The sequence below is a fragment of the Candidatus Nitrospira nitrificans genome, assembly GCF_001458775.1.
Classification (GTDB): domain Bacteria; phylum Nitrospirota; class Nitrospiria; order Nitrospirales; family Nitrospiraceae; genus Nitrospira_D; species Nitrospira_D nitrificans.
On record NZ_CZPZ01000007.1, the window covers coordinates 100,522 to 113,912 of the forward strand.

Here is a 13,391-nt window from a genome sequence, read left to right on the forward strand (position 1 = left end):
TCCCACTTAGGGAGGTGTCTGTGAAATCGGGGGAAGGGCACAATCTTTTCTGTCAGATATGTGTTTCCATGAGGAGAGTATTTCTTCTAAGCCAATCCTGAAACGTCTTTTCTTGAAGCTTCAAAATTTGCAAGCGATTAATAAGATCGCTTTGGTCGTTTCGGATGTTCACTGTCAGGAAACATCGGCCTTCCCTGCGCAGTATGCCAGTAGGATGAAAGAGCTCTGGCAATTTCAGAACACACTGGCTGCTGGAAGAATTAGTGGAAATTGGCGGGATGTATTTGTCGCACAATATCGACGATTTCTTCGTGAAGATGACGCAGATTCCTACCCTGTCGCAGATATCAAATACCGTGATCCTCCTCAGCCTCAAAGGGGGCTAAGAATAATAATGACCAATACTTGGAGGTTGAGGATGTACCGTGCCAACTCTTCTCAACTTCAAGAAAACGACAAAAGGTATCGCGAAGTTATTGATCGTCAGGCCAGGAACATCCCACACTGCGAAGGGGTTGAGGATTGCTTGGACTACGTTTGCGAGCTTTGGCGGACCGACTTTAGGACTGGAATTGTGGCTTGGAAGCAGCGAAAAGAATTCATGCAGTCATTCGACCAGTTGAATAATTCTCCTGGTTCTGAAGAACTGGCTTTTTTGAAGCTGCCGCACATAACGGATTCCGCTTTGCTTCCAGTTGTCGACGAGGTGCTTCGCGGTATGGATACTGAAGTCACGTTGCGCAGATGGTCTGAATTGCTGGACAAAGATCCGATTGGCCCTTGCCCGTCTATTCGAATTCGAACAGCGTTTGAGGCAGAACTGCTTTGGACTTACTATAAGGGTAAGCGAAATAATCCAAAGGAATTTAGAAAAAACTTTGGGTGGTCAAGGCAGAACGATATTGCTCACGTTTCTGCCTTTATTCCCTATGTCAATGCGCTGACAACAGACAAGGATATGCACAATTTGTGTATAAGAAAGACCACAGCTGTTGAAATCGGACGATTCTCCGGCAGGATTTTTTCCTCGAAGAACTATCCAGAATTTGAAGACTGGCTGGACGCTCTATAAGAGAAGAATCTAAGTCATGTTAAATTGAGTGTCATGGATTTGTGTGCCCGAAGCACTCTCGTTATTTCTGCGAATACCACCGATAGCCTTTGTTCTCCGTGATTGCTCGCCTTCGGCGTCCCCGCCTGGTTTTCTGGAGAACCAAAGATGATTTCTTGTGCTGGCCCGGAGAGGGGTATAAGATCAGCCCGACCTACTAACCTCTTCTGAGGCGGTTTATTGCGATGAAACGCACACAATACCGGATTCAGCCGCAGACGCGTGAAGCGCTCGCTCGTCGTCTAGCAGAAGAACTGGAGAAGGAACCCTCGATCCGGTTTAGCTATCTCCATGGATCGGTGCTGGATTCTGATACCGTGCATGATGTGGATGTTGGCCTCTATCTTCGTGAGCCCGAGGCCGCAACTAGCGCAGCGACTGTCGTAGATCTTTCTAATCGCCTCACTGCTCTTGTCGGGATGCCGGTGGATGTTCGCCTGCTGAATGAGGCGCCGCTGTCGTTTGTGTATCATGTTCTACGTGGGCGTCTGCTTGTCTGCCGGGATGAAGAGTGCCTGACCGAGACGCTGGAAGACGTTGCTCGGCGCTATCTCGACCTTGCGCCGTTGCTCCGGCAGGGCACCAAGGACGCTTTTGCGGCATGAGCCTCAATCCGGATCTCATCCGTGCGCGATGCGCTGAAATCGATTCGTCATTGGTTCGCCTCGAAGAGTTCCGCTGTCTCTCCCGGGAGCAATTTCTTTCCAACCAAGATGCTCTCGATGTTGCCTGCTATCGTTTGCTGGTTGCCATTGAGTCGGCATTGGCTCTTTGCTTTCATGTCTCGGCGAAACGGTTGCATCAAGTTCCGGAGGAGTATGCCGGTTGTTTCGTCGCTCTGGAGCAAGCCGGGCTCATCCCCGGAGACCTCTCATGCCGTCTACAGCAGATGGCGCGATTCAGGAATCTGCTCGTGCATGTGTACTGGAAGATTGATTACGGGCAGGTGTATGACATCATTGCGACACGCCTCGACGATCTTCGTGCATTCCGTACAGCCATAGCCGGGTTGGTTTAACGGGTTCACGTCTTACTTCTGCGAATACCACCGATAACCGTTGTTCTCGGTGAATTGGGCTTTCGGCGCACCGCCGGGTTTTTCCAGCAACAGCACCTTAAAATCTTGGAGTCCGAACCAAGCAGGATCGGCGAGGTCGTGATAGTGGAGGCCTTGCAGTTTGGGAAGCATGTCACCCAAGGTCTGTTGCAACTCCTTCTCTGTATAGGCGCGCACGGAGAAGGATTGGTTGATCGCCTGACAGAATCGCTGGATGGTGTAGGCGGCGCCGGTGCAGAGGACTTTCGTGTCCGGCTTGAGTCCTAGGAATTGTGGAAGAGACAAATACCGCTCCTGAAAACCGAGCCAGCGGACCGCTTGCCGCAGGTGGCTGTATTGGACCTCGTATTCCGTATGTCCCGGCAGTTTCACGGGCGAGGGCCATCCCTGCTCAATGCCGAATTCGGTGAGAAAGGCCCGACCGCCCGGCTTCAGCACTCGCCACAGCTCGGCGACGAAGCGAATCGGTCCCAAGTTAAAGATCACCGATTCAGGCGAGTGAGATTCGATCGGAAGACGAAGCCGTCTGATCCAATCCAGCGCTTCTTGGTGCGGTGCCGTCTCACCGACCCCACAAGTCAGTTCCTTTCTACTCAGTTGCACCGGAGTCATGTCCGCCATGTTCTCATTGTCGATCGCCAGATCGACCGACTGATCGGCAAACGGGAGCGATTCGGCATTGGCCCTGGTGCCGGAGGCATTCCACCCACCGGCTTTGGCTCGAGTAACTTGGAGCGTGAGGAATGGTTGCGTGATGTCGAGTGACAGGTAGGTGATGCCCTGCTTTTCGAAGGGCAACAGATCCTTGCCGAGTTCCTGCGCGAGATAGCCCAGTCCCCCGCCGATTTCCAGGAGGACTTTGGGTTTGGGACTGAACCAGCCGAGACGACGCAGTTGCCGCATGAGGAGCCGCCCGTAGGTCAAGCCGCTCAGTGCTTCGCTCGGTTCACGGAAGAGATGTGAGACGGTGGTTTCAATCAGGTCGAAATGACTGTCATCTTCTTGCCTTTGGGCAAGCTCGTGATGGTGGAATGCTTCCAGATGCTCCTCGCCCTCGAACCCTTCTTGTCCCGACCAGCCTTCGCGGATCTGTTGGAGCAGGATATCCCACTTGGCATTGTGTCGATGGCCCCCCGGCTGGTCCGTTCCGAAATAGCAGAGGGAATAGTTGGGCGTGGCCCATCGTTCAAGGTGCCAGGACCCTGGTTGTCCGTCCGGCCCGCACACCTTTGTGCCGTATTGTTCAACGAGCATACCGACCGTCGCATGGCCGTTCATGGCCTTGAGCATGTCCAGGCCGGTGCGGTTCAGCCGGATGAGCGGCAGGTTGTCATCAAGCGGGGCAAACCACCATTCGTCTGAGTGATGATGATAGGCGACGAGGTCGGGCATGTGCCAGGCCAGGAGGCTCAGGACCTCTCCAGCGAGGTTTCGAGGAGGATGGACAGCGGCAGCGGATTTCATGGCGAGCAGTTCTTCGTGCCGAACTCCGGCAGCCTACAGGAGCGATCAGCCATCCTGCAAGATGATCGGTGGGTTACAACTGAGACGGGGTTGAAGGATCGTCAGTCACGACCAGCTGGCCTCGCATGATGGGATGGATACCGCAGTGATAGAGGTATCGGCCGGCCGGCAAGCCCGGCACAGTAAAGTGTCCTCCCGGGGCCACGGTCCCTGAATCGAACAGGCATGGCCGATCATCCTTCGTGCAGTCGTTGTGGGTGACGGTATGGTGGGTGGGTGTCGGATTATCCCAGCGAACGGGTGTGCCGCTCGCCACCGTGGCGACGGCAGGAATGTAATAAGGCGATCCGTTCTCCATGAGAATCTGTGTGGCTGGGAAGAGGTCCGGGACCGGCTCACCTGTAATGGCTCCGATCCCGAGAGCCAGCGTCACGATGAGCACGCGGTTCACGCCGGTGTGACTCCTGATTAGACGGTTTGTTCGAAAGAGCCGAGGATGAAGCGGAGGATCCAGGCTCGTGTCCGTACGTGGTGAGTATCATAGCATGGGATGGAGCCGGATCGTTTACGAACGCTCCGCCGTCCTTTCTTCTCGTCTCCTTCGTGGCCACGACGTGCTCCGGTCGACTCCTAAGAAACGTCGGATGGAACGATTGATGGAAATCAAGATCGGGGTGGTTGCAAGAGGTTGTTGGTTCATGCTAGATGGAGGCCGTTGCGCCGGGCTGAAACGAAGAGGAGGATCGGAATGGCGAACAAGAAGAAAAAAGTCGCGGCAAAAAAGTCGTCACGGACGAAAAAGGCTACACCGTCGCCGAAGAAAAAGGTGGCCAAAAAAACAGCGGCTAAGAAGACGGTGAAGAAGCGTGCGGCCGTCAAGGCCTCCAAACCGGCCTCGAAGAAAAAGCCCGTCAAGAAAGCCGCCGGCAAACCAGTGAAGAAGGCTGCGCCGAAGGTCAGCCCGCCGAGCGCACCCGCCAAGAAAATCGTTGAGGAGCAGGATGTGGCTCCCCGCAAGCCCGTGGCGGCGAAACCCGTCATGCCTATGGAGCCGGACGAGGCCGATCTTGATGCCGAAGATGAAATGGACAGCGATGAGCTGGGAATGGAGGACGAGATCGAAGAAGATGACGTCCAGGAAGAGCTGGATCTCGACGCCGATGATGACGGAGACGCGCTGATCGAGAAGTCCGAAGATTTATTGGATGACGACTATCGGAATAACTGATATCTCCCGGCCCTCCGGGGCTTCCGGCAGGTCCCTCGTATCTTCTGTTCGAAGTCCATCACTGATGCAAGGGTGAGGGCTCTGAGGTTGGAGTCGCTCAGTGTGTTCATTGACCGCCGCTGGAACTGATCGGTTCCAGCGGCGGTGTCTCGTCATCTTCCGAATGTTTTGTCTCTCTCCTCCGTGAAATGTGGACACCTTGTTCCATCGCCGCTCCGATCGTTCACCTACCGCCATGCTGAAAACCAGACGGCCTCGTTGGCGCCTGGCGCTGGCGCTAGTAGGTGCCATGGTGACTTGTCCGCCGGAAGTCGATGCCGGTTGCGTGGTCGAGACATCCGCCACTGGAACTGAAGCGGGGCTGGTGATCCATCTCTCGCCCAGCTGTACGCGGGCGGAGCGGGAACGTCATGCCGTGCATGGCGAAGCCGTTATGGATGCGATCGCGAAGGGGCGACCTGTCGATCTCCTTGGCGTGATTGTGCGGGGGGATATGATCTTCGATCGCTTGGCCGTGCAGACGAGTAACCACGAGGATCGTGCCGGCGGCAACGGGCAACGAATTGTTCGTGAGGCATTGAATCTGCGAGATTCCGTGGTGTTCGGCGCAGTACGCCATCGGGCAACCGACGGCTCGCTTCAGTTTGAAGGGCCGGTTGACGTTTCTGGGTCCCATTTCAAGGAAGGGGTGGACCTCTCCCGGTCGGTGTTCCACAAGCCGGTCGAGCTCTCGCGAGCCATATTCGAGAAAGAAGCCTATTTTGTTCGGGGACAGTTCGCCATGTCGGTGGAGTGCCGGGAGACGAAGTTCGGCCCCAGCACCAGATTTCATCAATCTACGTTTAGAGGTTCAGTGGACTGTACGAGCGCACTCTTCGACGGCATGGCGGAATTCCTCGAAGTGACGTTCGAGCAGCCGGCGGTATTTGAGCGGTCGAGGTTCGGCCTGGGGACGGGATTTTCAGGGAGTCGCTTCAAGGAGCGGGCCAGCTTCAGTGAAGCGATCTTCAGTCGCGAGACGTTCTTTGGTTTTGCGGCTTTTGAGAGCGAAGCGGTCTTTGCCGGCGCCCAGTTTCTCGGATCAGCCGATTTTTCACATGCCGAGTTTCGGCAGCAAGACGATCTGGCGCGGGCACGGTTCGATCAACCGCCGCTGTTAGACCACACAACGCGGCCTGAATCAGCCCAATCGGCGGGATTTCTTCAATCTAGAAATGGGCAGTATATCCTCACGTTGGTGCTTCTTGTCGTGGCTGCCTTGCTCGTGGCTTATGCGGTTAAAATAAAATGAAGAGCGCTCTGTCATCCCCAACATATAGAATCAGGCTTGCCCGTCACCCCATAAGTTGATATAACGACGCCGTGGACTCTCAGGCTGAAAATTTTGAGCAAACGGAGCTTCCGTACCAGGTCCGTATCGAGAATTTCGAGGGGCCGCTGGATCTGCTGCTGCATCTCATCAAGAAGAATGAGATCAATATCTACGATATCCCCGTCGCGATGATCGCCCAGCAATACCTCGAGTATCTGGAAGCGATGGGAGAGCTCAATCTCAATGTGGCGGGAGATTTTTTAGTCATGGCGGCGACGCTCTTGCAGATCAAATCCAAAATGCTGCTGCCGGTGGATGAGACGGCCGACGACGAGGAGGAGGGACCGGACCCCCGGGAGGAGCTCGTTCGACGGTTGCTTGAATACAAGGCTTTCAAGGAAGCGGCCCGTCAGCTTGATGACCAGGAAAAGGTGTGGCGCGAGATCTTTTGGCGCGAGCAAGCTCTCTCGGTTGACGAAACGGTTGAGGAGAAGGATCTTTCGCTGGACAATGTTTCGCTGTTTGATCTGGTCGATGCGCTCAAGGGAGTGCTTGAGCGGACTCCGGGCGGCAGGCTCATTGAGATTGCGCCGGACAATCTCACGGTACGCGAGCGGATGAATCTCATTTTGGAAATGCTCGAAGGCAAAGACTCGGTCTCATTTGCTGCGCTGTTCGAGAGATCGAGTCAACGGCTGGTGGTCGTCGTGACGTTCTTGGCGTTACTTGAATTGATGAGACTGCGGGTCGCTCGTGTATTCCAAGCGGAAACATTCGGGCCGATTTTGGTCTCCCGGATGTTCTCCTTGGTGCCTGATCCGGCGGAGCTTGATGATGTCGATATGGAATGGAGGGGGACATGACGCCACTGACAGCGGATCCGGTTCATGATATGCCGGAGGCGAGTCCGGTGAATATGGAAGAGGCGAATGGATCGCCGCATGATCAGAGCGTCGATGACCTTCAGGTGCAAGGCACGGGGGAGCTCCAAGCGATTCTGGAAGCGCTGCTCTTTGTTTCTTCCGAACCGTTGTCTGTGGCGCGCATTGTGGCGGTGCTGGGGAATGTGTCCAAGACTGATGTGGAAGAGGCGCTGCGACATTTTGGCCAAGCGCTCGATCAAGATGGGCGCGGAGTGCGACTGGCTGTCGTCGCGGGCGGATACCGTCTTGTGACGAAGTTGGACTATGCGCCCTGGATCAAACGGCTGGACAAGGCCAAGACATCGGCGAAGCTGTCCCGGTCCGCGCTGGAATCATTGGCGATCATTGCTTACAAACAGCCGCTGGTGCGGTCGGAGGTCGAGGAAATCCGTGGAGTGGAGACATCCGGCGTCTTGCGCACGCTGTTGGAGCGAAAGCTGGTGCGAATCGTCGGACGCAAAGAAGTTCCCGGTCGTCCGATCATGTACGGGACGACCAAATTCTTTCTTGAACATTTCGGTTTGAGCGACCTCTCGCAGCTGCCGCCTCTTCGTGAATTCAAGGAGCTCGGCGAGGCGGAGCAAGCACTCCTTCCGATGGACGCTGCAAGCGTTTCGTCTGATGAAGGATCGATCGAGACGTTCGATACAGGCATGGAACCCTCCGTGAACGGTGATCTTCAGGCATCCGCTCCTCTCGATGAAATGTTGGATCCCCTTCCTGCCGCTCAATAGCCGACGAACGGATCTTCGGGAGTTCAGGCGATAGGCTGGTGTGTGGTGATTGGTCTTCGAGCCGTCACCCGGACCCTGGACCTTCGCCGGCTTCCGCATGAGGGCGTTACTTTTTCCTGAGTGGCGGGTTCTTGAGTCGCTGGAGTTCCGCGCTCTGTTCGTCCACTTTTTTCTGAAGCGCTTTCAGCTCTTCCTTGAAGGCCTGCAGGTCGGCCTCATTCCTGCCGTCTGGTACGGCTTGAACGGGAATCGATGGGAGTTGTTGTGGAACCGGCGCCGCTCCCGTGGGGACAGGTTGTGTGATGGGCGTGGAAGGCGAGGGCGCCGCAAGGACTCTCGCCAGCAACTGATAGTCAATGGCGAGTGATCGGTCTTCGGACTTTCCAAGCCAACTCGATCGGTCGTACACGTCCGGTCGTAATGCGGACTCCGGGAGGAAGGTCACTTCACGGTCGCGTAGACCATCCGTATCAGGGAGTGGGCGCGGTTCCTTTTGGCCGGCGTTGGATTTTTGTCCCGGGCGATATCGATACTGAGACAATGTGAAATGCAGCGAGAGGCCGTCCGCGAAGACGTAGCCGGACGTGGTTTCTCGATGTTGATTCATCTTCGGGGACTGTGAAATTTCCGGTGCGGAGTAGATGTGGAATCCCACTCGTTGATTGGGCGTCGCTTGAGCGAGGGCGGCGGTGATATGTGGAGTCAAGAACGCGATATCATCCTCGGAGAATGTCCGAATATCGTTCAGGTTCGTCGACTTCAAGGCTTTGCCAAGCAGCAGCAAGAGTCCGGTTTTTTCTTTTGTATGTACCCCGCGCAAGATGTCCGCGACGGTCGTCTCGGACAATTTGATGGGATGTGCCGCCTGGAAGGAGTTGTCGGAGACATTTTCAAGAAATACTGTGCCCAGAGGGGCTTCGTGAATGGGCGTGGTAGGGCGAGGGCCGGCGCAGCCGACAGCCATGAGAGGCAGACAGCTGAGCGTCAGGAGGCCGAGAACCGACTTGATAAAAGAAGGGTGATGCATCAAAACCCTGAATGTTGTATTGCCAGGACGAGCCCAAGCGATGCGTAGTGTAGCAGGAACCTTCGATAAAAACAAAAAGGCCATCGACTAGTTGCCTAGGCTCGTGTGGTTTTGGCTCAAACATCATTCGTTTTTCAATGACGATCGAGAAGGCGCAGCCACTAAGTTTCAAGCCTCTCGAAATCGGATCGCCATCCGGTACCGACGAGCGGATTTTATCGACCGTAAGGGTCAGACTGTGTGCTGACGCTATGATCCAGCCAGATTCCTAAGCGCTCTCCTTTTGTCCGCATCTCCTGAACCTTCGATGAGTTCTCCGAATCTCTTCAGTGATTTCCCGATTGTTGTTCAGGATTTTCCGGTTTGTTTTCAGGGTTTCCCCGATAGGTCGCCCCGTCGTTGTATGAGATCGTGCGCGACAGAACAGGAGCGGAATGATTCGCACAGCATCCAGAAGGATCAGGTCCAAAGAAGCTATCTATCCGGCTGTTGACTCATCAGAGATGGACAAGAGCATAACCTTGGCAGGTGGTATCTTACGACGGACAAAAATGCCGTCTTGTCAAAGACGAGGAATCGATGCTCAAGGTCCAGCCACAGTGGCGTTTTCACCCGATCCACATCACCGCATTGTTCGCAGCGGCGAGCACCGTCCGTCGCCACAATCAGCGATTGCGCTCGCGGTTGGAACACAGTTGTCACATACAGCAAGAAGGAGGTTTTCACTTTGCAAACGGTAACACAGAAGGTCACCAGAGAACCAATAATGGACGAGGCAAACGTCGACACCATGACGGCCAGCAAGGAAACCATGGAGGACTACACGCTGCGATTCGCACCGCGTAGCTACCGCAAGTGGTCGACGGGGGTCGTCGGCATCTCGGCACTAGGCGGCATCGCCTACCTCGCCGACTTCGCCATCGGCGCCAACGTCGGCATCTCGTACGGCACGACGAACGCGCTGTGGGGGATCCTCATTTTTGCGATCGTCATCCTTGCCACCGGCTTTCCCGTCGCCTACTACTCGGCGCGGTACAACATCGACCTCGACCTCGTCACGCGCGGCAGCGGGTTCGGCTATTACGGCTCGGTCGTCACCAACGTTATCTTCGCGACGTTCACCTTCATCTTCTTCGCGCTTGAGGGCTCCATCATGGCCCAGGGACTCGAACTCGGGCTCGGCATCCCGCTATGGATGGGGTACGCAGTGTCGACGCTCATCATCTTCCCGCTGGTGATCTACGGCATGAAAGTGCTTTCGACACTTCAAGTATGGACGACTCCCCTGTGGCTCATCCTGATGGTCGCGCCGTTTGTCTATCTGGTCGTCAGTCACCCGGAGTCGGTCGGCCAATTCTTTGCCTACGCCGGTGAGAGCGGCAAGGCTGGTTTCGACCTCGGCTCGACATTGTTGGCTGCAGGCGTCTGCTTGTCGCTGATTGCGCAGATTGCCGAACAGAACGACTACCTGCGCTTCATGCCGCCGATGACCCCGGAGAATAAGCGCAACTGGTGGACCTGGCTGATCCTGGCCGGGCCGGGCTGGGTGTTCTTCGGCGCGATCAAACAGGTCGTCGGGCTGTTCCTGGCCGTGTACCTGATCACCAATGTCGCGGACAGCGCCGGCATCGCCAATCAGCCGGTTCACCAGTTCCTGGAAATCTACCAAAACTTCCTGCCGGGCTGGCTCGCGATGACGCTGGCGGTCGTGCTCGTGGTGATCAGCCAGATCAAGATCAACGTGACCAATGCATACTCAGGCTCGCTGGCATGGACGAACGCGTTCACCCGTGTGACCAAGCACTATCCGGGCCGCCTGGTGTTCCTCGGCGTGAACCTGCTGATCGCGCTGATCCTGATGGAAGCGAACATGTTCGACTTCCTGAACACCATCCTCGGGTTCTACGCCAACTGCGGCATGGCCTGGGTTGTGGTGGTGGCCTCGGACATCCTCTTCAACAAATACCTGTTGCAGCTTTCGCCGAAAACGCCTGAGTTCCGTCGCGGGATGCTGTACGACTTCAATCCCGTGGGTTTCGGATCGATGCTGATCGCCGCCGGTCTGTCCGTCATCGCATTCTTCGGCGGGCTCGGCGAAACGTTGCGGCCATACTCACCCCTGGTGGCAATCGTCCTGGGGTTGGTGCTCCCGCCGATCATCGCCATCGCCACCTCTGGTAAGTACTACTTGCGGCGCACCGACGACGGCATCGCCCTGCCGATGTACGACAGGTACGGCAACCCGTCCGGAGAGCACCTGAAATGTCATGTCTGCCACCATGATTACGAGCGCCCGGACATGACCAAGGCCGCTGTTCACAAGGGCTACATTTGCTCGCTCTGCCTGTCTACCGACAAGACCGGCGAGCACGTACTACCCGCGCAGACCTCGCTGGTGACGGCAAGAACGATCGCCTCGCAAGGTACTTATGTCGCGGCGGCTCGGGAGAATGGCTCAGACGCATAGCGCGAGGAGGACGATGAAGGCCTGAATCCAGCGAAGGACCAATAGCTGGTTCATGTATCAGCGACGCCGCAACAGGCACGATCTCTTGTGGCGTCGCTGCCTCATTTTGAAGTCATGCCAATTTATAATCGTGCGACCCTTACGGTTCTCCAACTAGAGCGGATAGTTCCTGGCGCCATTATCCTTCCAGAGTTCGCAGTTTGAAATATGTGCTAAGGCTCAGGGTTATGGAAGAGGATGTGGGCTGCGAAGTTATCTGCGAGCGGGACCTCCTGCCGGCCAAGCACATGGGAGTCAGACGACTGTGGCGAGCGGGACGGGAAGGAATGAAGCGTTCGGCGTGAAATGGCATCCTCTCTTGGTTTGCCGACGAATCACGTGCATTGATGAGCAAGCCGTGTGCTTGACGAGGTCATGGATTTTGTATACAATTCTGTCGCCTCACGGAGGGAACGACGTTGAATGCTGATTAAGCGCAAGAGGAGCAGTGACTCAATCAGTAGCAGCAGTGCCATTTCTGTACGACGCACGTTACACATCAACATCTATTCTTGGCCCCCACTGGTTGTTCCCATAGTTTCCACTGGCTCCTTGACGTTCCGAAGAAAGGAGGGTGTGGCGTTTGGTTCGGAGCCAGATCATTCGGTGTCAAGCGAACCCGCAGTCCGCTCGAAGTCTTGTGTGCGCGCCCGGTTTCTCCCCGGCGGAGGAGCGGGTGGCGCGGCGGCGGCGGCAGCCTCAACCGGCAGTAGGCAACTCACGGCAGACTAACGAAGGAGTGAGATACGATGGACACGAAGACCCCACAGGCAGCACCAGCGGTTCCGGACGCGGGCGTGGCGACCGACGCGCCTGGGTCCTCACGGCGGGAGTTTCTCGGGCAGAGCGGGCGCGTGGCGGCGGGCGTCGGCGTGGCGGCGCTCGTGGGCAATTTGGGCCAGTACGCCCTGTCGTATGCGGCGGGCGGCCCGCCGATCAAGATCGGCGTGTTGCATTCGTTGAGCGGGACCATGGCGATCAGCGAAGTGTCGTTGCGGGATGTGGTGCTGATGGCCGTGGAGGAGATCAACAAGGCGGGCGGGGTGATGGGCCGACCGGTGGAGGCGAAAGTCGTCGATCCCGCGTCGAACTGGGACCTCTTCGCCGAAAAAGCCAAGCAGCTGCTGTTGGAAGACAAAGTGTCGGTGGTGTTCGGCTGCTGGACGTCGGTCAGCCGCAAGTCCGTGTTACCGGTGTTTGAAAAGAACAACGGCTTGCTCTTCTATCCCGTCCAGTACGAAGGCGAAGAGTGCTCGCGCAACGTGTTCTATACCGGCGCGGCGGTCAATCAGCAGGCGGCCCCGGCGGTGGAATACTTGATGAGCCCCGAGGGCGGGGGCTACAAGAAGTTTTATCTGCTCGGGACCGACTACGTTTATCCGCGCACGACCAACAAGATCTTGCGGGCCATGTTATTGGCGAAGGGCGTGCCGGCGGCCAACATCGGGGAAGAATACACGCCGTTTCATCACCAGGACTATCAAACCATTTGCGGCACGATCAAGAAGTTCGCCGCCGGGGGGGGCGCGGCCGTCATCAGCACCATCAACGGGGACAGCAACGTGCCGTTCTATAAAGAGTTCGGCAATCAAGGGTGGCGCGCCGAAGACGCGCCGATCATGGCGTTCAGCGTGGCGGAGGATGAGTTGCGCGGCATGGACACGAGCGCGCTGGTCGGGCACTTGGCGGCCTGGAATTATTACCAAAGCGTGGACACGCCGCAAAACAAGAAGTTCGTGGCGAACTTCAAGGCGTATTGCAAGAAGAACAACCTGCCCGATGGGGAGAATCGGGTCACCGACGACCCCATCGAAGCCGCGTACTTCGGCGTCTACGTGTGGAAGCAAGCCGTGGAAAAAGCGGGATCGATCGAGGTGGACAAGGTGCGCAAGGCGGTCTACGGGCAAAAGTTCCTGGCGCCGGGCGGGCAGATCATGATGGATGAGGCCAATCAGCATACGCACAAGCCGGTGCTGATCGGCGAAATTCTGAAGAACGGTCAGTTCAAGACGATTTGGCGGTCCAAGGG

The 13,391-nt window shown here is 56.5% G+C and carries 12 protein-coding genes; 9 read left to right on the forward strand and 3 right to left on the reverse strand.

What is annotated here, in order from left to right; all coding sequences use genetic code 11:
* The first annotated feature begins 112 nt into the window (after positions 1-112).
* The 3 genes from COMA2_RS05970 to hepT all read left to right on the forward strand — a co-directional run bounded on the left by COMA2_RS05970 (position 113) and on the right by hepT (position 2,129).
* Complete coding sequence (locus COMA2_RS05970) at positions 113-1,072, forward strand: hypothetical protein (RefSeq protein ID WP_139077103.1); 960 nt, start codon at positions 113-115, stop codon at positions 1,070-1,072.
* A 224-nt stretch (positions 1,073-1,296) separates the two neighbouring features.
* Positions 1,297-1,716, forward strand: coding sequence for a nucleotidyltransferase domain-containing protein (locus COMA2_RS05975; protein WP_090895548.1), 420 nt, complete (start codon positions 1,297-1,299; stop codon positions 1,714-1,716).
* Positions 1,713-2,129, forward strand: a complete 417-nt coding sequence (gene hepT / locus COMA2_RS05980; RefSeq protein WP_090895550.1) for a type VII toxin-antitoxin system HepT family RNase toxin — start codon at positions 1,713-1,715, stop codon at positions 2,127-2,129. Before COMA2_RS05975 ends, hepT begins: the two co-directional genes overlap by 4 nt.
* A gap of 12 nt (positions 2,130-2,141) precedes the next feature.
* On the opposite strand, the gene COMA2_RS05985 is transcribed toward hepT, so the two are convergent.
* Positions 2,142-3,632, reverse strand: coding sequence for a class I SAM-dependent methyltransferase (locus tag COMA2_RS05985; protein ID WP_090895552.1), 1,491 nt, complete (start codon positions 3,630-3,632; stop codon positions 2,142-2,144).
* Positions 3,633-3,705: 73 nt separating this feature from the next.
* The gene (locus tag COMA2_RS05990) at positions 3,706-4,083 is read right to left on the reverse strand and encodes a cupredoxin domain-containing protein (RefSeq protein ID WP_090895553.1); all 378 of its coding nucleotides are present in this window, start codon (positions 4,081-4,083) and stop codon (positions 3,706-3,708) included.
* A gap of 297 nt (positions 4,084-4,380) precedes the next feature.
* On the opposite strand from COMA2_RS05990, the gene COMA2_RS05995 reads away from it, so the two are divergent.
* From COMA2_RS05995 to scpB, 4 genes are all read left to right on the forward strand, one after another.
* The gene (locus tag COMA2_RS05995; RefSeq protein WP_090895555.1) at positions 4,381-4,860 is read left to right on the forward strand and encodes a hypothetical protein; all 480 of its coding nucleotides are present in this window, start codon (positions 4,381-4,383) and stop codon (positions 4,858-4,860) included.
* Positions 4,861-5,149: 289 nt separating this feature from the next.
* Positions 5,150-6,151: a pentapeptide repeat-containing protein gene (locus COMA2_RS06000; protein ID WP_139077105.1), complete on the forward strand. Its 1,002-nt coding sequence runs from the start codon at positions 5,150-5,152 to the stop codon at positions 6,149-6,151.
* 71 nt (positions 6,152-6,222) lie between these two features.
* Positions 6,223-7,035 carry a segregation and condensation protein A gene (locus COMA2_RS06005; protein WP_090895558.1) on the forward strand — a complete coding sequence of 271 codons (813 nt, stop codon included), beginning with the start codon at positions 6,223-6,225 and terminating at the stop codon, positions 7,033-7,035.
* The gene (scpB, locus tag COMA2_RS06010; protein ID WP_175304419.1) at positions 7,032-7,829 is read left to right on the forward strand and encodes an SMC-Scp complex subunit ScpB; all 798 of its coding nucleotides are present in this window, start codon (positions 7,032-7,034) and stop codon (positions 7,827-7,829) included. The genes COMA2_RS06005 and scpB overlap by 4 nt, the downstream gene beginning before the upstream one ends.
* A 106-nt stretch (positions 7,830-7,935) precedes the next feature.
* Here scpB and COMA2_RS06015 read toward each other — a convergent pair whose 3' ends face one another.
* Positions 7,936-8,856 carry a hypothetical protein gene (locus COMA2_RS06015; RefSeq protein WP_090895562.1) on the reverse strand — a complete coding sequence of 307 codons (921 nt, stop codon included), beginning with the start codon at positions 8,854-8,856 and terminating at the stop codon, positions 7,936-7,938.
* Between the two features lie 766 nt (positions 8,857-9,622).
* Here COMA2_RS06015 and COMA2_RS06020 point away from each other — a divergent pair.
* Positions 9,623-11,323, forward strand: a complete 1,701-nt coding sequence (locus tag COMA2_RS06020) for a purine-cytosine permease family protein (protein WP_090895563.1) — start codon at positions 9,623-9,625, stop codon at positions 11,321-11,323.
* 788 nt (positions 11,324-12,111) lie between these two features.
* The coding region (gene urtA, locus COMA2_RS06025) for an urea ABC transporter substrate-binding protein (RefSeq protein ID WP_090895565.1) at positions 12,112-13,391 on the forward strand (1,280 nt) is incomplete at its 3' end.

Coding starts and splice junctions, on each gene's coding strand:
- COMA2_RS05995 (WP_090895555.1), top strand. CDS start 4,381: ATGGCGAACAAGAAGAAAAAAGTCGCGGCAAAAAAGTCGTCACGGACG.
- COMA2_RS06020 (WP_090895563.1), top strand. CDS start 9,623: ATGGACGAGGCAAACGTCGACACCATGACGGCCAGCAAGGAAACCATG.
- COMA2_RS05985 (WP_090895552.1), bottom strand. CDS start 3,632: ATGAAATCCGCTGCCGCTGTCCATCCTCCTCGAAACCTCGCTGGAGAG.
- scpB (WP_175304419.1), top strand. CDS start 7,032: ATGACGCCACTGACAGCGGATCCGGTTCATGATATGCCGGAGGCGAGT.
- COMA2_RS06000 (WP_139077105.1), top strand. CDS start 5,150: ATGGTGACTTGTCCGCCGGAAGTCGATGCCGGTTGCGTGGTCGAGACA.
- COMA2_RS05975 (WP_090895548.1), top strand. CDS start 1,297: ATGAAACGCACACAATACCGGATTCAGCCGCAGACGCGTGAAGCGCTC.
- hepT (WP_090895550.1), top strand. CDS start 1,713: ATGAGCCTCAATCCGGATCTCATCCGTGCGCGATGCGCTGAAATCGAT.
- COMA2_RS06015 (WP_090895562.1), bottom strand. CDS start 8,856: ATGCATCACCCTTCTTTTATCAAGTCGGTTCTCGGCCTCCTGACGCTC.